The organism is Hydrotalea lipotrueae (genome assembly GCF_019249625.1).
Lineage (GTDB): Bacteria > Bacteroidota > Bacteroidia > Chitinophagales > Chitinophagaceae > Hydrotalea > Hydrotalea flava.
The window spans coordinates 15453-39430 of the sequence record NZ_JAESDL010000012.1 but is presented as its reverse complement, the minus strand read 5'-3'; the positions used below and the strand labels follow the sequence as shown (position 1 = coordinate 39430).

At 36.9% G+C, this 23978-nt stretch carries 20 protein-coding genes; 4 read left to right on the top strand and 16 right to left on the bottom strand.

The annotated features are described in order from the left end of the window. Positions 1–15: 15 nt before the first annotated feature. From JK139_RS08585 to JK139_RS08530, 12 genes are all read right to left on the bottom strand, one after another. Positions 16–903 (bottom strand): FecR family protein, encoded by an 888-nt coding sequence (locus tag JK139_RS08585; RefSeq protein ID WP_218331078.1) that lies wholly within the window; start codon positions 901–903, stop codon positions 16–18. Positions 904–958: 55 nt separating this feature from the next. After that, positions 959–1564: an RNA polymerase sigma factor gene (locus tag JK139_RS08580; RefSeq protein ID WP_074419613.1), complete on the bottom strand. Its 606-nt coding sequence runs from the start codon at positions 1562–1564 to the stop codon at positions 959–961. 148 nt (positions 1565–1712) lie between these two features. Next, positions 1713–2759, bottom strand: a complete 1047-nt coding sequence (locus JK139_RS08575) for a DUF6588 family protein (RefSeq protein ID WP_074419614.1) — start codon at positions 2757–2759, stop codon at positions 1713–1715. 214 nt (positions 2760–2973) lie between these two features. Continuing rightward, positions 2974–4104 (bottom strand): TIGR03364 family FAD-dependent oxidoreductase, encoded by a 1131-nt coding sequence (locus JK139_RS08570; protein ID WP_074419615.1) that lies wholly within the window; start codon positions 4102–4104, stop codon positions 2974–2976. Beyond that, on the bottom strand, positions 4097–5377 hold the full coding sequence (locus JK139_RS08565; RefSeq protein ID WP_218331077.1) for a DUF5690 family protein: 1281 nt from the start codon (positions 5375–5377) through the stop codon (positions 4097–4099). Before JK139_RS08565 ends, JK139_RS08570 begins: the two co-directional genes overlap by 8 nt. Continuing rightward, positions 5371–6057 carry an HAD hydrolase-like protein gene (locus tag JK139_RS08560; RefSeq protein WP_218331076.1) on the bottom strand — a complete coding sequence of 229 codons (687 nt, stop codon included), beginning with the start codon at positions 6055–6057 and terminating at the stop codon, positions 5371–5373. Before JK139_RS08560 ends, JK139_RS08565 begins: the two co-directional genes overlap by 7 nt. A 1-nt stretch (position 6058) precedes the next feature. Beyond that, the gene (locus JK139_RS08555; RefSeq protein WP_074419667.1) at positions 6059–6646 is read right to left on the bottom strand and encodes an HD domain-containing protein; all 588 of its coding nucleotides are present in this window, start codon (positions 6644–6646) and stop codon (positions 6059–6061) included. Between the two features lie 5 nt (positions 6647–6651). Then, positions 6652–7737: an alkaline phosphatase family protein gene (locus JK139_RS08550; protein WP_074419668.1), complete on the bottom strand. Its 1086-nt coding sequence runs from the start codon at positions 7735–7737 to the stop codon at positions 6652–6654. 46 nt (positions 7738–7783) lie between these two features. Beyond that, a complete protein-coding gene (locus JK139_RS08545; RefSeq protein WP_081298711.1) occupies positions 7784–8620 on the bottom strand; it encodes a glycerophosphodiester phosphodiesterase family protein in 837 nt (278 codons plus the stop codon). Between the two features lie 16 nt (positions 8621–8636). After that, the gene (locus tag JK139_RS08540) at positions 8637–10247 is read right to left on the bottom strand and encodes a SusD/RagB family nutrient-binding outer membrane lipoprotein (RefSeq protein ID WP_218331075.1); all 1611 of its coding nucleotides are present in this window, start codon (positions 10245–10247) and stop codon (positions 8637–8639) included. 17 nt (positions 10248–10264) lie between these two features. Beyond that, positions 10265–13576, bottom strand: a complete 3312-nt coding sequence (locus JK139_RS08535) for a SusC/RagA family TonB-linked outer membrane protein (RefSeq protein WP_074420516.1) — start codon at positions 13574–13576, stop codon at positions 10265–10267. Positions 13577–13743: 167 nt separating this feature from the next. Further along, positions 13744–14319, bottom strand: coding sequence for a helix-turn-helix domain-containing protein (locus JK139_RS08530; protein WP_074418608.1), 576 nt, complete (start codon positions 14317–14319; stop codon positions 13744–13746). 161 nt (positions 14320–14480) lie between these two features. On the opposite strand from JK139_RS08530, the gene JK139_RS08525 reads away from it, so the two are divergent. The 3 genes from JK139_RS08525 to JK139_RS08515 all read left to right on the top strand — a co-directional run bounded on the left by JK139_RS08525 (position 14481) and on the right by JK139_RS08515 (position 16197). Beyond that, on the top strand, positions 14481–14849 hold the full coding sequence (locus tag JK139_RS08525; protein ID WP_218331074.1) for a hypothetical protein: 369 nt from the start codon (positions 14481–14483) through the stop codon (positions 14847–14849). 107 nt (positions 14850–14956) lie between these two features. Further along, the gene (locus tag JK139_RS08520; RefSeq protein ID WP_218331073.1) at positions 14957–15868 is read left to right on the top strand and encodes a hypothetical protein; all 912 of its coding nucleotides are present in this window, start codon (positions 14957–14959) and stop codon (positions 15866–15868) included. Between the two features lie 20 nt (positions 15869–15888). Continuing rightward, the gene (locus JK139_RS08515; protein WP_218331072.1) at positions 15889–16197 is read left to right on the top strand and encodes a YHS domain-containing protein; all 309 of its coding nucleotides are present in this window, start codon (positions 15889–15891) and stop codon (positions 16195–16197) included. A gap of 27 nt (positions 16198–16224) precedes the next feature. Here JK139_RS08515 and JK139_RS08510 read toward each other — a convergent pair whose 3' ends face one another. Further along, positions 16225–17679 (bottom strand): gluconokinase, encoded by a 1455-nt coding sequence (locus JK139_RS08510; protein ID WP_218331071.1) that lies wholly within the window; start codon positions 17677–17679, stop codon positions 16225–16227. Between the two features lie 180 nt (positions 17680–17859). On the opposite strand from JK139_RS08510, the gene JK139_RS08505 reads away from it, so the two are divergent. Beyond that, positions 17860–19512 carry a SulP family inorganic anion transporter gene (locus JK139_RS08505; RefSeq protein WP_074420471.1) on the top strand — a complete coding sequence of 551 codons (1653 nt, stop codon included), beginning with the start codon at positions 17860–17862 and terminating at the stop codon, positions 19510–19512. A 398-nt stretch (positions 19513–19910) separates the two neighbouring features. Here the strand turns inward: JK139_RS08505 and JK139_RS08500 are convergent, their stop codons facing one another. The 3 genes from JK139_RS08500 to JK139_RS08490 all read right to left on the bottom strand — a co-directional run bounded on the left by JK139_RS08500 (position 19911) and on the right by JK139_RS08490 (position 23948). Next, positions 19911–21071 carry an alpha-hydroxy acid oxidase gene (locus JK139_RS08500; protein ID WP_074420472.1) on the bottom strand — a complete coding sequence of 387 codons (1161 nt, stop codon included), beginning with the start codon at positions 21069–21071 and terminating at the stop codon, positions 19911–19913. Between the two features lie 87 nt (positions 21072–21158). After that, entirely contained in the window at positions 21159–22544 is a 1386-nt protein-coding gene (locus tag JK139_RS08495; protein WP_218331070.1) for an FGGY-family carbohydrate kinase, read from the bottom strand. Between the two features lie 129 nt (positions 22545–22673). Beyond that, positions 22674–23948, bottom strand: coding sequence for a sugar isomerase (locus JK139_RS08490; RefSeq protein ID WP_074421249.1), 1275 nt, complete (start codon positions 23946–23948; stop codon positions 22674–22676). Positions 23949–23978 lie beyond the last annotated feature (30 nt).

Sequence of the window (23978 nt, the reverse complement as noted above, 5' to 3'; positions counted from 1 at the left end):
TAAAAATTAAAATGCTTATTGTTTGGGATATATATAAATGGTGTTTCCTTTCATTTCAATATTTACATTCATGGCAACAGATATTACCTTAATAAAATCCTGAATGCTTTTTGCTGTAAGATCTCCGGTTAAAAATTTTGTTGTAATAAGTTTTGCATCAATCACAGTGTGGTATCCATAATTATCCTGTATCATCTCGGCAATATCAGTAATGCTGGTATGCTCAAAATGATATTCATTAAATTGCCAGCTACTTCTAAAGCGCACATTATTATCAGACGCTACACTCATTTTTTTATCTTTTGTTACAATAGCAACCTGTCCCGGAGTAATTTTCGTGAGTACTTTATTTTTGTCGGTAATTAATTGTATAGACCCTTCCTCTAATGAAATCACTGATTTATCTCTGCGGTCTTTTATATTAAAAATAGTTCCCAAAACCTCAACATTGGTTTGTGGCGTATGCACAATAAAATTCTGTTTTGTTACTGTTTTTTTTCGAACATGAAACCAAGCTTCCCCTTTTATCCATACCTCTCGTTGCGCATCATCAGCCCAAACTGCCGGAATTTTTAAAGTTGAATTTGCATTCATCATTACTTCAGTACTATCGGGCAAAACAATTCTTTTCATTTCACCAAAACCGGTTTGAACAATAGCATACTGTTCAGTACTATGCAAATTTTGATTCACAAAAAAATAAGTAAGGGTAACTAAAAGAAAAAAACTTGCAGCGATAAGAATGTGCTTCAGCATAGGATAAATGGATCGAAGCTGCTGACCGGTTATTCTATTTTCGATAGATGACCAGTTGGCATTTCGCTGAGCTTCAGTTGAAGGCTTGTGTCTGAATTGAAAAGGAAAATTTTCGCCACTATTTTCTTCCCAAAAATTATCGGGCATAGCAATCTTTTAGTGTAAGACACTCGATTTTATTTTTTATACCCTTTTTTTAGGATTAATTTTTCACAAACTGAAAAAGAAAAGATAATGAAATGAGGGTAGATAACATTTTAGCATCTCGAAGCTTATGCAGTGCTTTTTGCGTGAGATTTGAAACGGACTGATAATTAATTCCCATAATTTCAGCAATTTGCTGATTGTCCATATTTTCGAAATAACGAAGGTAAATTACCTCTTTTTGCCTTTTTGGCAGCTGATTTAAAAGAATTGAAATTTTTTGTTGCAGTATAAAATCACTTTCTTTTTTTACAATAATTTCTTCCGGAGAAAATTCAATATTGGGTTGTTGAAAGAATTGTATTTTAATATTTTTTAATTTTAAATCGCGAAAATAATTTAAAATCTGCTTTCGCAAAGCAGCATAAAAATATGGCTTTACCTGCTGTATGGAATGAAGTGACTTTTTTTTGACCCATAATTTCACAAACAAATCCTGCACTGCTTCGTTTGAAAGGGTCTCATCATCCAGCAACTTCAAGGCATACGCATACAACCCTTCGAACAAATGATGATGCAGTGCTTTAAATGCATGCACATCACCTTCTCTGGCTGCCCTCCACCATTGCAATAATTGTTCGTTATTATGACTATCCTGCAGCATTACAGGATAAAAGTAACTATTCTCTATTTATAAAACCGATACGTGGGTATAATCAATATTAAATGCCATTGTATTATTCAAGCCCATCCATTTCAATTTCAAAAAATTTTAACTCTACTTAAATTTTACAAATAAATACCGGCTTTCATTACCTAAATGCAAATGCCACCCCTGCACCAATACCATTGTATTTGGCAAAAGTATAGTCGGCATAAATTTTTAGAATAAATAAATTGAAACGAACCCCCCATGTATTTGAAATACCGGATGCTGTATACGACATTGCCAATGGATCGGTAGCATTAATGGTAACAGTGTTATTCGGCGGTGGAAAATTGGTATTTAGTGTAGCCTGATACGTACCATTTACATTGATATTAGATTTACCCGAATTATAACCTATAGCTGTGTAAATTTCTAAAAATGAAAATTTTACAGATGCAATGGCCTGAACAGTATAGGCAGAGATATCATACTTCAAATCTGCATTATTGCTTCGAACAGAACCGGAATTGGTTAAATTAGGATAATAATCGGCTGAAAGGTGGTTATAGGCAGCCAAAGCCGACAAATGCAGAAATGGCACTTTTTTAAGAAATGGCAGGTAATTAGAAAATTCATGCTGCAAGCCTATGCCAAAAATGCCCATTGAAACATTACTTAAATCTGTTTTTGGGAAGTAACGCACTTTTAAATCGGTATGCTTAAAAATACCAATGCCCACCTGTGCTACCGGCAGTGGAACAGATACCGGCAAAAATGAAATATTCTTTTTAAAATCGTTTCCTATACCGGTTGGGGTTGTAAAATCGGTGTACGCCTGCTGTCCGTTTTCGGTAACATTTACATGAATGCTTTGTGATGAGCTGCCTCCCATAAACGTGGGCAGACTGGCGCTCGTTGCACCGCCATTTAATTTAAAGGTTGAATAATCAGCATTATTAAATGTAAAATTTTGTTTATCGGTTGGCACTACAGCAGCCTGTAAACTAACGGAAAGATCAAAACCCAATAGTTTATGAGCCCTTGCCGTACTATACCAGCCGCGATTCATATTGTAAATTTCTCCTTCGCCAAAAGGTTGTAAATAATTGCCAACAAATTTATTGGCATCGGCAATGGCCGCAGCAACACCTTGTGCATGAGATGGCAACATAGCAATAACGGTAATAAATAGCAGGGCTATCTTTTTCATATCAACACATTTAAAATTTAAAAATAGTGTTTATTTGATACAGCAAATGAAAGCGCTAAAATAGTTCAACAGCAATAAATATCATGATAAACATACTACAAATTGATGATTATTGATATTTTTTATGCAAATAACATGAAAAAGAGAAATTCAAGCTGTATTATGCTGCTTGAAAGAGAAAAATATTTTATAAAACAATAAAAATTTCTTAAGGCTATACAATTTCGTTTATTTTCTCTTCAGCCAAACCAAACGAAAGGGTCATTCCTGCTCCGCCCAATCCATTTAAAACATATACACCCGGCAAGGCCTTAAAAAATACTTCGGTATCACCATTGGTCATTTTAGGATAAATGCCATTCCAGCTTTGCAATAATGTCCAGTTGGTACAATGAGCAAACTGTTGTAAATATTGTATTACCAGATTGTTTAAATGTGCAGCATCAAACGGATCGAGTGTTAAGCCATACTCATGTGTATCACCAACAGTAAGCTCACCTTCATCATTTTGTGAAACCATTACATGAATACCCCATTTTAAATATTCGGGCATATCGTTTTCATATCTTGCCTTTAATTGTGGCAAAGAGGCGGCGGCTTTAAAGCTTTGGTAATGAATTAAAGATAATCCGCCACATAATGAAGTACCAATATGCATACCATCATTACCTGCACTATAACGAAGCATTTGTAACTTACACTTTGTAATAGCCAACGCCGCAAATGCCTCTGGAAACAAAGTTTCAAAATCGGCACCACTGCATACCATCACCAAATCGGCCTGCAGGGTTTCATTCCCCATCCATACTTTACCCGATTCTACCCGGTTCACGGCCTTGCTCCAAATAAACTGAACATCTAAATATTCTGATAAATAAACAGGTATGGTTGCAATAGCTTTACGTGGATCAACCACCATTTCAGTGGCACTGTATAAACCACCTAATAAACCCAATTCAACTACGCCTTCAAATTCCTCAATAATATCTTTTTTACGCATTAACTCTACCGGCCTCCCATTTTGATGAAAGGTATCAAATAATTCTTCCAGCACCTGCATTTCATCTTCATAATAAGCAACATGTAAACTGCCGGATTCTCTATACCATATATTGGTACTATCTGCCACTTCTTTCCAAATTTCCTTACTCCGCATGGCTCTGTTATACAATACACCATCGGGTTGCCCTACAGGCCAAACCATTCCAAAATTACGAATGGATGCACCAACTGCTTTTTCGCTACGTTCTATTACAGTAACGGAATATCCTTTTAAACTCAAAGCCCTTGCCGTTGCCAACCCAACAATACCGGCGCCAATTACAATTGCAGACTGATTAGGCATACACAATATTTATTTTATTATATTTCGATTTAAAATAGTACAAAGCAATGGCGGTAACTGCAACACCTATTACAGAAAAAATAATAACGCCGTTTCCGTACAGAACAGACCATTCCATATGTCCACTAAAAAATGTTTTGAGTATAATTACACCTACACTTCCTAAATATCCGAACGAATCGGCCACATACATTAAAAAACCTACATTACCCATATACCGATAAGTGGCAATCATTCTATCAAATAATATACAGTTAAAGGGAATATAGCCCACATACAAACCTAAACCCACCAGCGTCATCCAATACAATGGCGGTAAATGTTGATATAAGAAAAGCCAGGAACTGACACCGACTATCATAAAACCGGCAATAATTAAATAATGCGTTATAAAAAAAGCACGTGCATTGTTTTTAATAAATATCATACTGCTAATCAAAATCAGGACAATAATTGAAATGGGCGTTTCTGTTTCAGTAAATACGGCAGCATTTTTACCAAAACCCATTTCGCGGAACATATCTGCCGCAAAATTGTCACGGATATCACGAAACACCGTTAATATTACATATACTAATACCAATAGCACCAATCCGGTACTAAAATTTTTAAAAAAGATTTTTCTTTCTGCTTTGTTTAATGAAGCCCTGATAACGCGTTGTGCTTTATCTGCCTCTGTTGGCGGCGGAATTTTTTCTAATAACCATAACAGTATTATCATGGGTATAGCAAAAACCAATCCGGTTACAAAAGGCATCCATAATTCTTTAATGTGAAATTGCACCATCAAAGTTTTACCTACCGATTTTACAAAACCGGAGGAGAAAATAAAACTAACTGCTAATGCTGCTCCAATAAAGTCGGTTGCCTTTCTTCCTTCAACAAAGGAAAAAACAATTCCCCAGATAATTCCTAACGGGAAGCCATTGATGAATAAGAAAAGAATATTGTATGGTGCCGGCACAATGGCAAATAGCAAAAGTGCCAACCACGAAACACCTACTAACATTAATATTAACTTGCCTCTTCCAAAATGTTTAAGCTCGGCAATAAATTTAATACCATAAAACTTACTGAACATATAACCTAATACCTGACTAATTACTAATGCATCTTTATACGCCAATCCAAAAATTGCAGGCATATCATGATATGTACCGGCTGTAAAAGGCTTACGGAAGGCGTATACCGTTGCATAGGTAAGAAAAGTAATTACGGCAGCATATAAGGCTACAAAAAACTCCCGATGCTTTTTAATATAATTTACTACCATTGCGGTTGTATAATTCCCTTAAGTTCATTAAGTGAATGAATGATATAATCGGGAGCATAGGTACGCAGTTGCAACTCGGTATATGTGCCTGTTGTAGTGGCTATTACAATACCACATTCTGCATTTCGCCCTTCTAATACATCTACCTTCGTATCACCTACTTTTGCTATATTTTTAGCATCCTGCACACGGGTTTTTTCCATAATAGATTGTATCATATAGGGTGCCGGCCTGCCTTCGGGCACTTCATCGCTGCAAACTACACAAGCAATATCGGGATGATGATTCCAATGTAATCTGTTTAAAATTGCATCCGTAATAGGCCTGGTAAATCCGGTATCTAATGCAACCTGAATACCCAAACTATTTAACCAGGAAAAAATTTGTTCTGCGAAAGGCAATGGTTGTAAGGATGGTGTTGTTTCATAATAATGCACCATACGATTGGTAAAATCGGTATGAATAGATTCGATGCTATGGCCGGGCAATAAAGGTTGTTTATATTGGCGCAGAATAATTTCAATGGCTTCTATTTTCTTATACCCCATTACTTTATCTACATCATCCGGTTGCACGTTTAATCCTGCTGCCTGAAAAGCATCTCTAAAAGTTTGATTGATGTTGCCATGATCGGCTACAGTTGTTCCTGCAATATCGAAAACTACTAATTGAATGGGCATATTAATTTTGTTGTTTTAAGTGTTCTATGATGCGCTGCTGATAAGTTTCTAAATCGGGTAATGATTTGTTGGTTACTTTGGCCTGTTCATCCCAACGGCGTAGTGCTATATATAATGGAAACAAGGGATCTGCTTCAAAAGCTGCAGCTTCTTCAGGTAACATTACCCCTCCCTGAAATTGAAGGGTTTGTTTACTGGCTTCAGATAATTGTGCATAATATTCGGGATCTTTATAAGTTAGGTATCTTTTTGCATTTACATGCGATTCAATCAGTTTTGCAATTTTCAAAGAAAAACCCATTTCCAAAACATAGGCTGCACCTAATTTTTCGTGATCCACCAATCCAAAATTATCCATATGGCCGGCAGCACTCCCTTCGGGCATTATGTGTTCATATAAATGCCCAATATCATGAAAGAAAGCAGCCAATATTACCTCATCATCATACCCGCCTTCTTCAGCCAGTTGAGCGCATTGGCACATGTGCTCTAATTGTGAAACCGGCTCACCTATATAATCTTCATGCCCATATTTTTTATATAACTCAATTATTTCATGGGCCATTTGTTCAATTTGTTCTTTGTTCATGCCGTTTATTTTTGTAACAGTTGCTCAATTGGTTTTGCAACGGGATGATTGGCTGTAAAATGAAATCCCAACATAGCCGCAATAGTAGCAGCAATTTGTTCCTGATACAATTGCATGTGTGTTTTTACTTCTCCTTCCGGTGTAATATCCGGCCCCATTACCGCCATCCAAATTTGTGAAGATTCCGGAATACGTGAACCATGACTGCGCCAGTTATCTTTATTTACATCACCTCTTCCATGATCGCAGGTAACAATTAAAGTGGTTTTGTTACGATATACAGGATTGGATTGCAGATAGTTCCACAAATCGTGTATCATGGCATCTTCGGCATGTGCACTTTTTAAATACTGATCATACATTCCGCCATGTGCAAAATCATCGGTTTCATCGAAAGCAATATACAATACCTTTGGCTGATAAGCTTTCAGATATTCGCGGGCTGCCATATAAGTTAAAATATCCGGGCGCACACTCAAGGGCTGTGCCGTTAAAAACTGCATATCATTAATTAATGCTAAGTTACTGTTTTTAAAATGCAAGGTATCTGTATCTGAATTTACATAAATGCCACTCCGCCATTTATTTAAAATATAAGGAAACACATCCCAGGTAGAAAAGGCAGCCACTTTTCCGTTGAATCCCTTCTGCTTATTCAAAAACTCTAAAACATTTTCGTTTTTATTTTTGATTTTATCGTTTGAATTAACCGTTGTGTCTGGATAACCGGTCATTATTTCATTGTATCCCGGATATGAAAAATGGTAGCGGTTGGCTACGTTCATATCATTCTCATATAAACGGTTGCCATAAAGCCGTCCCCGTTGTTCAACAGTAGACCAAAGAAAAGGAAATAATTTAGCCCTGCTTTCAGCGGGTGTTACCGCTGTAAACTTTTCAGCTATATAGTCGCTGTCGTGCATATAGTTTTTGTCGGCCAATAAATAAGAATCTACCCCTTTAAATACTTCCTGCCAACGTAATCCGTCTAAGGTTACAATAACCACATTTTCAGTTTTACGTTGTGCCAATAACGGATTTGTACAAAAAACCGCTAATAAAATTGCCAAACAAATCATACTTCTTTTCATAAATGCGTTTTAAAGTTATTAAATATTAGCTATTCGTTCATTGAATTTATTCAAGCTCCATTTGCCTTTGAGTTATGTATTTCAATAGTTGTTGCGGGTGGTCGGTTTGTAAACCATCCACTCCCATTTTCAAAAATTTATCCCAAATTGCTGTTGATTCTTGTGGGCTTTCTACATCTAACCAAACCTTTACATGATTTACATGGGCTATTTTAATTAAGTTTTCATCATACAAATTATCTACAACAGCTACATGCATGGTTATAAAAAATTTATTTAATTTTTTTTCTGTTGAACTTGTTTTGGGTACGCTGGTAATGATAGGTACTTGTGGTGCTAACTTTTGCCATTCATGGTATTGTTGTAAGGTATTGGGATATACAATAATTTGATTTTGCATGCCTGCCTGTTGTATCATGTTCCATGCTTTTGCAACATTGGCATTTTTAAAATCAAGGTAAATATTGATTTTGTTTTTACAAAGTTGTAATACTTCTGAAAATAACGGGATAGTATATAATTGCCCATCTTTAGCCGTTGTATGTAAAGCTTTAATTTGTGCATAACCCAAACTGCTCACCGCACCTTTACCATTTGTTGTCCTGTCAACTGTTGCATCGTGCATGAGTATCATTACACTATCAATGGTTTCTCGTAAATCTATTTCAACATATTGCGCACCTGCCTCTATAGCTGCTTGAATTGCGGAAATGGTATTTTCAGGATAAAACACATGGTTACCTCTATGCGCTATTACAACAAAAGCAGTTGAGGAATGAGGTAGTGCCCCATTCCTCTTCTGCGCTTGAACAGAAAAACTACTACTAAAACCAACTACCAAAATCAGTACAATATATTGATACACATTTTTCACTTTTATCATTAATGCATCAAAAAAGTTATTTCAACAACCACATTTTTTGGTTCAAATCATCGGCTGAAAATTGCTGGCTTTGTAGTGCAGTTTTCCAGTTGGCGGCATTTTGTGCCTGTTCAGAAACCGGGTAAGCCCATCTGATTGGAATAATGCCATTGTTACCCACACCACTGCCCCCTTCAAAAGCTGGAACGCCTGTTCTGCGCCAATTGTAATATGCCTCATAGCCTGAATTTTGGAACATGGCAATATATTTTTGCAATACAATTTGTTGTATAGCAGTTGCCGGATTTGAAGAAAGTTGTACTGCAGGCTGTGCATAATAATTGGCAAAGTTGAACGAAACATTATAAGGTGTTACCTGTGTGGTTGATGTTTTACCCGGAGGAAGAAAGTAAGCATTAAAGCCGGGCTGTGTTACATCTATGCCATAAAATTTCATCGACTCAATGATGCCTGTTTTATAATAGCTTTCTGCATTTCCTGAAACCCAACCTCTTTCAATACCTTCGGCAATATTGAAGTTTTGTTCTTTAAAACCAACCAATACATCAGGTTCACCGGTAAAAGTTGAATAATATCTTTTACGGTTTGGAAAGGAGTATAAATTGGCAGAAGCATTACCATACATAATTGAAAGTGGTAAACCTGTGCTGGCACCCACAAAATATTGAAATTTAGCAGGCTGTAAGGTATCGCTTCCAACCAATGCCCATGCCGGTTCGCAGGTAACAAACACACGGGGATCGTTGATAGTGGTTAAAGCTTTTACATAAGTATCGGCCATGTTGTTACGCTGTGCAATAGAACCGAAATTGCTGGGATTGAAAGGATATTGCAAATAAGTAGCATCATATTTTGCTGCCATATCATCTGCCTGACTGGTGAAGATGGGGTACTTGGAAGGATTATTGACAATATTTGCAAACTGTGCAGCAACATTTAAAGTTGCATCTGATGTTTTTGAACTTAACTGAATCAACACCCTTAACTTAAAAGCATTGACCAATTTTTGCCATTTTGATAAATTGCCCTGATAAAACAAATCTTGTGAGGCAGATAATGTTTGATCGTTATTGGCAATTAATGTTGCAAAATGTGTATTGGCAGTATCTAACTGATTCAATATATAAGCAAACACCTGTTGTTGCTGGGTATATGACGGGGTAGGATTTGCGGAACCTTGTAAAGCCTGTGTTAATGGAACATCACCAAACAAAGAAGTAAGATTGTAAAAGTAATAAGCACGAATAAATCTGCCTACTGCTTCATAAGGGTTAACAGATGAAGCGCCTTTTACAACAGCCTCACGCTCCATTTGTACCACATTTTTCAGAACTAAGTAGGGGTCAAACGAACCATTGGTCCAAGAGTAAATATTATTTCCATAATAGTCGTAGTTATTACAGAAATACTGGTTCCAGTTGTGCACATTATTCCAGGAATTGAGGCCACCTAAAGAACCGGCACTGCCATTTCCGGCCATATCTGTTAATACCGTTCCTAAAATTAAGCCCGCAGGAACGCTGGTAGGTTTATTGGGGTCGGCCTGAAGTTCCTGAATTTTTTTAGTACAGGAAGCCAGCAGCAAAACACCCAATAAAAAAAGAGAAATATTTTTTATCTGTTTCATACAATTTGCTTTATGAATTAAAAGGATAGGTTTACATTAAAACCATAACTTCTGGTGGTAGGTGTTTGAAGACCGGAACCACTGTCTTGTGTATACTGGTCTACATCTAAATCTTTATACCGATTGGGGAAGAAGTACAGTAAATTTCTACCCACCAGTGAAACACTCGCTCCGCGTATAAATGAAGTAGGTTTCAGTTTGTTTGCCGGAATGTTATAAGTTAAAGTAACCTCTCTTAATTTAGCATACGTTTTCTTAATAATATCTAAATCGGGGATAGAAGCCATACGGGTAACAAAGGGCTGAACCTGGCTTTTGGTAGTATTTTGTGTTTCGGTTAAACTTTTCATATTATTAATTTGCCCGGTAATGGGGTCTAAACTAATTGGTGCTCCGGTTAAATTAACGCCTTGTCCGGTATAGGCTGCTATGTTGGCCTCATCAAAAGGTCTGGCTACACCAAATGCACCTGTTGCACTTTCAATATGTCTTCCACCCTGCAGTGTTTTTTTACGAACATAATCTTCCATTACACCTCCCACCATTCCATCAAACTGAAAGCGGAGGACAAAGTTTTTATAGCTGAAGGTATTGATGGCTGCCCATTGAAAATTGGGATCAGAGTGGCCATAAATTTTTTGTGCAGAAGAACCTAAATCTGAAAAACGCAAATAAAGGCCTGATGCAGGATCAATCACCATTTTACCATCGGGTGTACGCACAAAGGCATTACCGTAAACTAAATCAACCCGGGTACCATTTTTTGAATAGTTGTTTGGATTAGAATTGTTTACCCATTTTTTTACATAAGTAGATACATTGGCAACTACATTCCAACTAAAACCATTGGCATTGCTAATGGGGTTGGCATTCATGGTAAATTCCCATCCATCATTGGTATAAGCATTACCATTGGTTAAGAAACTAGAATAACCGGATGCTGCTGAAGTTCCCTGATTTACAATACCTGTATTCAGATAGTGATAATGGGTTACATCCAATCCTAATTTGTTATCTAAGAAGCGAATGTCTACACCAAATTCTGTAGCTTTTCGTTCAGCTGTTTGTATATTGGCACTTACTGTTTGGTTGGTATAGCTGGCACTATTGCTTAACTGATTGGTAAATGTTGGGCTTAAAGTATAAGGCTGTGAGAACTGATAACTAGGGCCGCCATAGGGAGAATACCAGTTGTAACCATAACCTGCTGCCGGTGTTGCACTAATATCGGGAGTAAAGAATGCATTAGTGCCTCCACTTTTACTTTCAGCATAAGAACCTCTTACTTTTAAGAAGGAAATGGCTCTTGGTAATTTAATGTAATCAGATAACACTGATGCCAGGTTAAATGATGGATAAAAATAGCTGTTGTTATTGGCAGGTAAAGCAGATGATTTATCAACCCTTCCTGTTACGTTGGCTATGAGGTAAGATTTATAACCCAGATCAACGGAATAATAAGCACTCAACACTTTCATTTGCGAATGGAATGTACTTCCTGTTAAAGGATACAATGAGTTTGAAAATGAGTAAATACCCGGAACATTCAAATAGTTGGTAGAAGTGAAGTTGGAGTTGAAATTAAAGCTACGCACTGTTCCTCCACCCAAAGCTTCCACATCTAAAAATCCGAATAAATTCTTTTTATAACGTACCTGACCATCCACATATGAATCGTATTGTCCTCTTCGGTCTTCTCTGTAATCGCCCATACGCAACTCTCTGCCATAAGCACCGGCAGAATAAGGCATTTTTTCAGAATTGAACATATCATAAGTTGAAACACTGGGCCTTAATTGAAATTCAAGATTTTTGGTGGGTTTATAGTTCAATGAAACATAACCATACATGTTGTTTTGATAGTGGCCTCTTAACCACTCATACGACATAAAGTAAGGGTTATTATATCGATAAAACTCTTCGTATTTTTGTTGAATACCTGCTAAACCCGGTTGCCAGTAATTTCGCATATCACTCATCGCCCAGTCTGCACCACCCCAAAGAATAATATTATAAATAATGCTGTTTGGACCATACTGTACATCCGGAATATTTGGAGTAGATTGTCGGCTGTAGTTAATGTAACTACTCAATGTTAATTTTGGATTGAAGTGTTGTGTAACACTTGCAGTTACATTAAAATTGTTTAACTGCGTGTTGGGTACAATCCCTTTTTGATAAGTATTACCTACAGAGAAACGTACATCTGTTTTTTCGGTAGAAGAAGAAATAGAAACGCTGTTACTGGAAAGCAATCCTGCCTGTATAAATTTTCGAAGGTTATCTTTACCACGGGCAATCCATGGTGTAGGCTGTACATGGCCAATATAAGTTGAGCCATCTGCAAAAGTTGTGGTATAATTTTGTGTAGGATCGTATGTACCATCGTACTGCGGCAATAACTGCCCTCTGAATTGAGGACCCCAAACATCATAATCATAATCGTTAACACCTACGCCAATGGCACCGCCGCCACGATAGTTAGCCGGACCGGAACCACCACCACCAAATGCATATTTACCATTATCACCGGGGCCATATAAATCCTGGTATTTCGGCAAAGCAATAAATCCTTTGTTAATCTGTGTGCTTGAATTAAAATCTACATGCAGGCCCTTGTTTTTAGAACCCTTTTTTGTAGTAATAATAATGGCGCCATTCTTTCCCTGAAAACCATATAAAGAGGCGGCATTAGGACCCTTTAAAATTGTAATCGTTTCAATATCATCGGGATTGATATTATAAGTATCCGACGTAAATGGTACCCCGTCAACAACATACATAGGCTGATCGTTGGCCCCATTCTCACCACGTATAATAATACCGGGTGAATGGCCAATTTCTGAATTGATATTAATGGCAAGACCTGCAGCGTTGCCTTTTAAAGCATTAATAGGATCGGCCTCTCTTGCTTTGGTAAGTTTGGTAGCATCAATAGTTTGTACTGCATAACCCAAACGCTTGGCTTCTTTTTTAATACCTGTAGCAGTAACAACTACCGCACTTAAATCGGCATTTTGCGGATTCAGTGCAATGGCAACGGCATCGCCATTGTGTACTACCAATCTTTTACTTTCAAACCCTACATAAGAAAACTCAATGACATCATTTTTTTCAACTGAAATGCTAAAATCACCATCCGCATTGGTAGTAGTGCCTCGATTGGTTTTTTTAACAGCAATGGAAACACCTTCAATAGGTGTTTGTGAAACCGCATCTACAACACGTCCTTTTAGCACCATACTCTGCGCCTGAACGGTAGAAGCAGTGAGCAGACCAACTGTTACAAACAACAGTAGCCTGAAAAATTTGGGGACAATTTGCTTCATAAACAATATGTTTAGTTATAAGGCAAAACTATCCGGCCAATGTTATGGAATTATTGCGGGAATATTAACAAATAGTAAAGTAATATTTAACAAAAGAAGCAAAATGAAGCATACAGTTAACCAATATTAAACTTTTATGAATTAATTGTTAACAACATCGGCAGGTATTATCCCTTTTGAAGAAAAAAATACACTACCAGCAACAATGCATCTTCCTTTCCGGTATTTACAGGATTATGTAGTTCTGTGGCATCAAAAAACAACGAATCGCCGGCTTCCATATCATAATTATCTTCACCAATGGTATAACACAAATTGCCTTGTAGTAAATATTTAAATTCAAATGCCTGCGTACTCACCGGCTGGCGCTGAGCACCGGGTTCTATACGCAACAAAACAAAATCTAAATGATACTCTTCAAAAGTAGCTGTGAATATGCGCTGGTAGTAAAAACCTACAGCGTTTTCTTTTTCAAAATATTGATATGCTGATTTCTTTTTAAAAATTACTTTACTGCCGGATTGAAGATTGATATTCTTAAAAAATTCGTTCAGGTCAACTTCAAGCCCTTTAATTAAATTCAGCAATACACTTAACGAAGGAATACTTCTGCTGTTTTCAACCTGACTTAACATACTTTTAGTGATACCCGCTTTTTCGGCCAATTCCTGCAGTGTAACATTTCTGTCTTTTCTAATTTCTTTTAATCGGTTACTGATTTGGATAATAATATCTTCCTGCATGACAATTATTTTAACCTGTGTTTGAATTTAAGGCTGTAATATATTTAATCCATTTTAAACAGTATTCCGCAAGTTGTACCACACATTATTTTATTGCATTACTTATTAAATTATGCTTAGCATCATAATTTTAGGTAGGTTTAATCATAATTTTGCCACTGATGTTGAAACCCCTGATCATAGTTTTCATGATAATTGGTATTGGAGCAGAAAGCTTTCAAACCAACTTAATTGAACTGTATTACAGACTAAATACTGCTGCCATTACACAGGAATACTGTGTTAATAAAAATAAACCACAAATGCATTGTAATGGCCAGTGCCATTTGGCCAAAGAGCTTAAAAAAGCGGCACAACCTGCCACTAATAGCAATAAAAGTTTTAAAACAATTGATTTATTTGCTTATCAGCATTACCCGCTTCATATAAATCACGCCTTTTATACTGCAACTTCATATTTTCTGTATGCAGCAACACTCAATAAAGGCGTTACTGTGCCTTTATTTCATCCACCTGCAATGCGGGCATAATTTTTCTGTTTTTTCTTTCAGCAATATTTGTAATGGTTTGTTTTACATGCAATGATGTACAACACAGTTACAACACTGCCTGTATTTCAATTTCTAAAAAAAGATTTATGTACAAAAAATACATTACAACAATTTTGTTTTTATGTATTACTGCATCATCATTTGCATGCGCTATTTGCGGGTGCGGCGGCAGTAATTTTTATTTGGGGTTAATGCCCCATTTCAGAACCAAATTTATTGGCATCCGATACCAGTATATGAACTACAATACGGTATTGGTAAACGATCCTACACAGTACAGTCATAACTATTACAATACTATACAGGTTTGGGGTGGGTTTAATGTAGCAAAGCGTTGGCAATTATTATATATTGTGCCAGTTCATTTCAACAAACAAATAGATGATGATGGTATTACCAATAAAAATGGTTTGGGCGATGCATCACTCATGGCAAATTATTTGTTGTTTCATAAAATAAAAACTTACGAACACAGAGCTGGCATTGAGCAACAGTTGTGGGTTGGCGGAGGTATAAAACTACCCACCGGCAAAATGGATGTAAATTTAAAAGACCCAAACATTACCGTAGCTGATGTAAATGCACAATTAGGTACCGGCAGTATTGATTTTATGTTGAACACCATGTACAATATTCGTATTGGCAACTGGGGCGTTAACTCCACCCTAACCTACAAAGCAAATACTGCAAAAAACGAATACCAGTTTGGCAACAAATTTACCGGCAGCGCCATTGGTTATTACAACATTTTGCTGAAGAAAATGAACATAATGCCCAATGCCGGTATGATGTACGAAAATACTGCAGCCAATACCCTCAGTAAAATGAGCGTAGCTGCTACCGGTGGTTATATTACCAGCGCCATGGCAGGAGTAGAAGTGGGTATTAAAAAAATGAATGTTGGCATTACTTGTATGGCCCCTGTAAGCCAGTATTATGCAGCAGGACAAACAAAATTAAATTGGAGAGGTGATGTACATGTAAGTTTTAGTTTTTAACTTTACCCAAAACGATGAATATGAAGCAATTAATTGTAGCAGCATCGGCTTTACTTTTTTTAGCAGCTTGTGCTAACAACAACGAGAAAACTGAAGTGAAAAAAGATACTGCCGCCGCCATGGCACCCATGCCTATGCAGGCTAAGTTTACCGCAGATATGGTAGATAACCAGCGCGACCCCTCTTGCGGCATGCCTGCCAGAGCAGGGTTAGAAGACACCGTGCATTATAAAGGCCACATAATTGGTTTTTGCAGTAAGGAATGTAAAGATGAATTTATGAAAGACCCCGAAAAAGGTTTAACTGCAGCAGATTTAAAGAAAAAATAAATAGTATGGATAAAAGCTGCTGAACATTTATTCAAGCGGCTTTTTTAATAATCCCAAATTTTTCAGCGCTTCATTATACTGCAAAAATACTTTTTGGTATATCTGATGTGAAGCCGCTTTGGGCATATAGACCGTTAAATTATTTTTTGATGATGCTACGTTGGCATGTCCGGTAGCTTTGGCACCTATCATAACAGCACCCAAGGCAGATGTTTCAACAGTTGCAGGTAATTGAACGGGTAATCCACATATATCGGCCAGCATTTGCACCCATTCAGCACTTTCAGCAAAACCACCTCCGGCGTAAATACTTTCCACATTGCTATTGGTTTTTAGCAAAGCCAGTATAATGGTGTAAACATTCAATAAAACCCCTTCCATTACTGCTTTAATACAATGAGCACGGGTATGCTGTTGGGTCATTCCTAAAAAAGCTGCTGTAGCATTTGCATTCCACAATGGGGCTCTTTCTCCGGCAATAAAAGGTAAAACCAATAAGCCATTGCTTCCCGCAGGTATGGCTGCTGTTTCTGCTACAAGTGTAGTATATGTGTTATTTGATTGCAATATTGCCTCTTTCAACCACTGTAAAACACTGGCACCATTATTAGAAGCACCACCCATTACATAAGTAGTATGTTGAAGATGGTAACAAAATGTTTGCATGCCATCATCTAACTGAGGAGATTGAATTGTCCTTCTGGCCGCAGCACTGGTACCAATAGTAACTGCTATATTCCGGTCATCAATAATACCCATTCCTAAATTAGCCAGCGGGCCATCTCCGGCACCAATTACCAAAGGAATGGCATTTGCCCAGTTGGGGAGCACTCCATTTTTTACATAAAAAACGGCATCTGTTTGCACAATTTCAGAAAGTTGTTGTTTGGATATATTGGCCAGCGATAAAATACTATCATCCCATTGTAACAAATAAATATTACACAAGCCCATTGCCGTTGCCAATGAAGTATCAATAGCATATTTACCTGTTAATGCATGCAGTACATATTCTTTCATTCCTATAAATCTGGCTGATTTTTTAAAAACATCCGGATTGTTTTTTTGAAGCCAAAACAGTTTGCAAAGCGGTGTCATGGCATGTACAGGAACGCCTGTTTTCTGATAAATTTCACTTGCTATACCGTTTTGGTGCAAGGTCAGCGCTTCTTGTGCAGCTCTTGTATCACTCCATAAAATGCAATTGGTTAAGGGTATACCTGCGGCATCAATGGCAATGAGCCCATGCAGTGCCGCACTAAAACTGATACACAAAGGTGGCTGTTGCAAATAAGCTGCCACTTCCAACACACAGTTGATTACGGCCTGTAAAATTTTATCGGGATGCTGTTCTGCAAAACCGGGCTGAGGATATAAAGTTTCATTTTCAATTGCATAACGATACAGCATTGTAGCATTTTTTGAAAATGCAACTGCCTTGATTGAGGTGGTGCCCATATCTATCCCTAAAAAATATTCCATATCTGCCAACTTTATGAATCAGGAAACAATTTACAGTAAGTTATTGCATTCCGGCAAAATGGTTGTTCTCCCTGTTTTAAAAATTGATAAAACTCACTTTACTGATTGATAAGGTTTACCACTAAAGCTGCCTGCCTGTGCTAATTTTGTGGAAATCATTTCTAAAATCAATTTTATAATATGTTTTTTAAACCAAAAATATTAGATACGCTTCAACATTACACATTACAGCAATTTATAAAAGATTTACTGGCGGGGTTAATTGTTGGCGTTGTAGCATTGCCCCTGGCAATAGCTTTTGCCATTGCTTCCGGAGTTTCGCCGGAAAAAGGATTGTATACAGCTATTATTGGTGGTTTTATTGTTTCTGCTTTAGGTGGCAGTAAAGTGCAAATAGGAGGCCCTACCGGCGCTTTTATTGTAATTGTATATGGCATTGTAATGCAATACGGTATTAGTGGCTTAGTGATTGCAACTTTTATAGCAGGCATTATTTTAATTATTATGGGCTTAGTGCGTTTGGGTACCGTTATTAAATTTATACCTTACCCATTAATTGTTGGCTTTACCAGCGGTATTGCTTTAATTATTTTTTCATCGGAAGTAAAAGATTTTTTGGGCCTTAACATGGGCAGCGTACCGGCAGGATTTTTATCGAAATGGTATCAATTTAGTTTACACATAAACACAACTAACGTATATGCATTGGCGATTGGAGCAGTAACACTACTGATTATTATTTTCTGGCCGCGTATTTCACATAAAATACCCGGCTCACTAATTGCCATACTTCTTACTACTACTGTAGTGCAGTTTTTTCATTTACCGGTTGAAACCATTGGTAGTCGTTTTGGTGCTATCCCCAATCATTTACCGGAACCCATTATTCCTACCATTAACTTTTCCGTTATTAAAGCATTAATTCAACCTGCATTTACCATTGCTTTACTGGGTGGAATAGAATCATTGCTTTCTGCTGTGGTAGCAGATGGCATGATAGGGGGTAACCATCGCTCCAATACTGAATTAATTGCACAGGGAACCGCCAATCTCTTTTCAGCCATTTTTGGTGGTATTCCGGTAACCGGCGCCATTGCACGTACAGCTACCAACATCAAGAACGGCGGACGTACACCTATTGCGGGTATTATTCACTCCATTACACTTCTTTTAATTCTGGTACTGGTGGGCAAATGGGCTGCTTTAATACCTATGCCGGCCTTAGCCGGCATTTTGGTAATTGTTGCTTATAACATGAGTGAGTGGGAAAACTTTGTATCTATTTTAAAAGGCCCTAAAAGCGATATGCTGGTTTTATTGGCTACTTTTTTCTTAACGGTTTTAATTGATTTAACTGTGGCCATTGAAATTGGGATGGTACTTGCTGCTTTTCTGTTTATGCGCAAAATGATTCAGTTTAGCGAAGTAAATCTGTTGCCAAAAGAAATGGAGAATACTGATGCCGACAATGCCTCCATTGGTAATTTTTCCATACCGAAAGAAGTGGAGGTTTTTGAAATTTCCGGGCCTTTATTTTTTGGCGCAACTTATAAGTTTAAAGATGCCATCAAATTCATAGAAAAAACGCCTAAAGTGCTTATTATTAGAATGCGGCAAGTACCCATGATTGATGTTACCGGCATTAAAACATTACAGGAAATTTATAAAGAATCGAAACACAGAGGTACAAAACTCATTTTATCGGAAGTAACCAGTGCACAGGTAATGCAAGAAATGAAAGCAGCCCGTTTATTGTTTGCAATTGGAAAAGCCAATGTTACTGAAAGTTTTGAAGGAGCACTAAAAAGAAGTCGAACAATTTTACAGTCCTAAATAAGGCTGTAAACAAAACTGTGTCGAAGTTCAAAAATGATTTATTTTCTATACAAAATGCAAAGCACCCTGCGTTTTGACAAGGCGCCCACATCTTTTATTTAACATAATCACATTTTCCTGAAAGACAAAGACGGTGTTTTCGGGCTTTTTTTAAATTTCCTCGACAGGTATTCGAAACATCTTCGAAACAATCCAATATTTATGCAGGTTCTATCGAACCAGTGTCGAAAATGGCAGGGAAATTGCTACTTTTGTATTTGCTTTGGAATATGTTGAAAAACCAGACAGATTTATTTGGCAGGTGCATTGTTAATTTAAATCGCTTCCAGAAATACAATTGTTTGCTATAAAATTAGTGAGAAAAAAGGGACGGTTATCAAATGAATTTTTTTATTTTAAGATGAACGTTTTGTAACAAGGAAGTTACTGAAATCTTCTACCCGTTCACAACAAATTTGCTGCATTACTTGTTGCAACTGTGTTTTTAGAATAGATATCGAATGATTGCCCCCCTCTTTGCCCAATGCTGCTACACCATACATAAATGATCTTCCAAGAAAGGTAAATTGTGCGCCCGAAGCCAGTGCTCTGGCAATATCGGGACCTGAGCGCAAGCCACTATCTAACATAATTTTTATTTTATCTCCATAAATTTTAACCACTCTATTGAGTGAATGAATAGAAGACTCTCCTGCATCTAATTGTCGGCCGCCATGATTAGAAACAATGATACCATCGATACCCAGTTTAATAGCTGTTTCTGTATCTGCTTCACTTACAATACCTTTTAAAACCAGCTTTCCCTTCCACAGATCACGAATGGCAGCTACTTTTTCTTGATTCAACCTACCATCAAAAGTCTTGTTCATAAATAATCCCAGATGATGCATATTCATCTTTTTCGGTATATATGGTTTTAGCACCTGAAAAGAAGGCTGGCCGTGTATCAGTGTTTTAATGGCCCAATTAGGTTTGCCCATTATTTGAAGTATATTGTTTAAGGTCATACGCGGAGGCATGGCCAATCCATTTTTTATTTCTTTGGGACGATAACCAAAGGAGGGCACATCACTTAAAATAACCAAAACCGGATATTGTGCAGCTTCAACTCTTTTAATGATTTGATCCCGCAGACTGTTTTCTGCCGGATGGTATAACTGAAACCACGCTCTTCCTTCTGTAATTTCACCAATACGCTCAATACTACTGGTACTTACTGTACTTAATGTAAATGGAATATTATGTTCAAAAGCTGCTTTGGCCAATATTTCCGGTGCATTGGGCCATATTAATCCTTGTAATCCTATAGGTGCAATTCCAAAAGGGGCATCATAGGTATGCCCAAATAATTCTGTTTTCATGTTAATACCTGCATAATTCTTAAGGTATTCAGGCAGCAACTCTACCTCACGGATTTCAGCGGTATTTTTCTGAAGATTAACTTCTTCATTACATCCGCCATCGAGGTATTCAAAGGCAAACCGGGGTATTCTTTTTTTTGCTTTTTCCCTTAAATCTTCAATGGAAGGAAAATTAGAATTATAAATAAATTTCATTTAAAAATATTTTACTTTAAAATTTTATTTGTTGCCCAATTATTAAAAAATTGATTCAATTTATTTTGAAGCATTATCGCACTGCTTTTATACTTTATCATCATGAATTCCGGAATATAATTTCAAATCAAAAATATCGGTAGGTAAGGGTTTGGGATTCCAGTGTTGATGTATGGCTAAGGCAGCGCCTAATGCTGAAGCCTGAGGCAAACAGGTACTATAGACCTCCATTTGAGGATAGGCCATTGCCAGTAAATGCATGTAAATCTGATTTTTACTAAACCCTCCATCTACAAACAATCGCTTTACAAAACAATTCTCTAATACCAGATTGGTACTTTTTATTTGTTGCACAATTAAATCGGCCACAAACTGGTGATACGCTTCTTCATAACTGCTAAAATCATTTAAGTTTCTTTGATCAAATCCTGATTTAGCTCTCATCGCTTCCTCTGTAAACTTATCTGAAAAACCATGTACAGTTTTCAGACTATTATATATGTTCAAATCAAATTGAACAGTTTTATAATAATGCAACGGTTTATGAAAATGCTCCGCAAGTGTTTTTATTTGCTGCTCATGTTCATATCCTGCGAATAACCGAGACGCTTTAACAGGGATTCCTTTATAAGAAAGATAGCAAAGGCAATCTTGTTGCAATTCAAGATCACTTAAAGGAGTTTGATTAAATGGGTTTAAAGTAATACACCAGGTGCCGGTTGAAAGAAGCAGGAATGGTTCATTAAACGAAATAAGATAAGGAATTAATGCCGCAGAGCTATCATGCAAACCAATACCAACTGGTATGGTATTGTTAATGTATCCGGCAATACTGTTACTACCAATAACAGGTGCCATTTTAGGCAAAATGCCTTCTTCTTTTACCCAGGTATGGTATTGATTATTTTGAAAATCCCAAAGATGGGTATGGCAACCAATACTGGTTATGTCAGAGCCAAGATTGCCTGAAAAAATAAAACTTAAATATTGGGGAAGGTGCAACGCATATTTTATATTGGCAAACACCTCCGGCTTTTCATATTTCATCCGGTATAGCTGCATGCCAGAATTAAGATTTCCCAATATGGGCGAAGCAGTTTGTTTTGACAGAGCATTTTCTCCACCATAAGTTTTATAAAATTTTTCTCTGAGGCTGGGAGGATACGGTTTCAGATAATTATATAAAGGAGGAATTATCTTTAATTCTACATCCAGATAAACAAAACTGGCACCATATCCTGAAATATTTATACCCTTAATTTTATATTTTTTATCATTTAATATATCATTACGAGAAATTTGAATCCATTTAGTTAACGCCTCTACATCTTCGCAGGGAAAATCATCCTCATCTTTTATTTCTTTCAATTGGGTACTTTCTTCTTGTACCAGTTTATATTGTTCATCAAATAGCAATCGTTTTTTATTAGTTTTACCCACATCAAAAATTACAATTACATTTTTTTTGTTCATATGGTTTAGGGTCATCTAAGAAATCATATTAAAAAGTATTCTCAGTGCATTACAACTTTAAATTAATGTTCTATTCTTCTCTGTAATTTACAAACTATTACATTATAATGGCTTTATATTTAAAGCTTATTATAATCCTGTTGCTAAAGTTTTTATGCCTCTTTCCTTAATTAATTGTTTCCTTACCTTTTGGCTACGGTACAATGCTATCGGATTTATGGCGCCACCTGCCCGTACCCTTGCTTCTGCTACCAATGGCCGAACATCCGTTCTAAATGCATTTTGTAGAATTTCTTGTGCGGTTACTACATCATTGCACTGTTGTGCTTCCACTAATTTTTCTCTATCCACCAATAATGCCTGTGCATAAGCAATCATAATGGCTTCTACTGACTGCAATAAATCTTCTAATGGGTCTTTAACATTGTGTGATGCATCAATCATCCATGCTAAATCAGAAGCATGATTCATTTTATTTGCATCCATTCCTTCTATCAGTTCATTAAAAATTAAAAATAACTGATAAGGTTTTATGCTTCCAACAGTAAGATCATCATCACCATATTTTGAGTCATTAAAATGAAAGCCCCCCAGTTTTCCTTCCATTAATAATAGTGCAACAATTTGTTCAATATTGGCATTGGGCAAATGATGGCCCAGATCAACCAATGTATATGCTTTTTTGCCCAGCTTTGAGGTATATAGCAACGATTGTCCCCAATCACCAACAGTAGTTGAATAAAAATTAGGCTCAAAGGCTTTGTATTCTACAAACATCTTCCAATCATCCGGTAAAGCACTATAAACTTCCTGTAAACTTTCCAATGTATTTTGGAAGGCTTTTCTAAAATTGAGCTGCCCTGGAAAACAGGAGCCATCGCTTAGCCAAACGGTCAACGATTTTGAACCCAGTTCAATGCCATGATGTATTACCTCTATGTTGTGATCAATGGCTTGTTTGCGAACAGCTTTATCAACATGTTGCATTGAACCAAATTTATAGCTCAATTTTTGATGGGGTTGATCCTGAAAGGTATTGGAGTTCATCGCATCGAACTTTAGGCCATGCTGTGTTGCAAGTAATTGAATATTGGATGCATTTTTGGGAATATCCCAGGGGATGTGCAAGGAAATAGCACCGCTTGACTGATTTAGTGCATGAAGCAACCCGATATCTTCTATCTTTTCTTCGAGATTACGTGGTTCTCCACCTCCGGGGAAACGACCAAACCGGGTACCTCCTGTCCCTAATGCCCAACTTGGAATAGCGATCTGAAAGTCAATTATTTTTTTAATTATTTCGTCTATGTTGGATATGCCGGCTGCAACAAATTCATAATTACGTTTATGTACTTGACTGTAGTTTTTGTTGTTTTCCTGTATTAAGGTTTTGTTGATTATCATGGCTGCAATTTTTCATTATCGTTTTTTCAA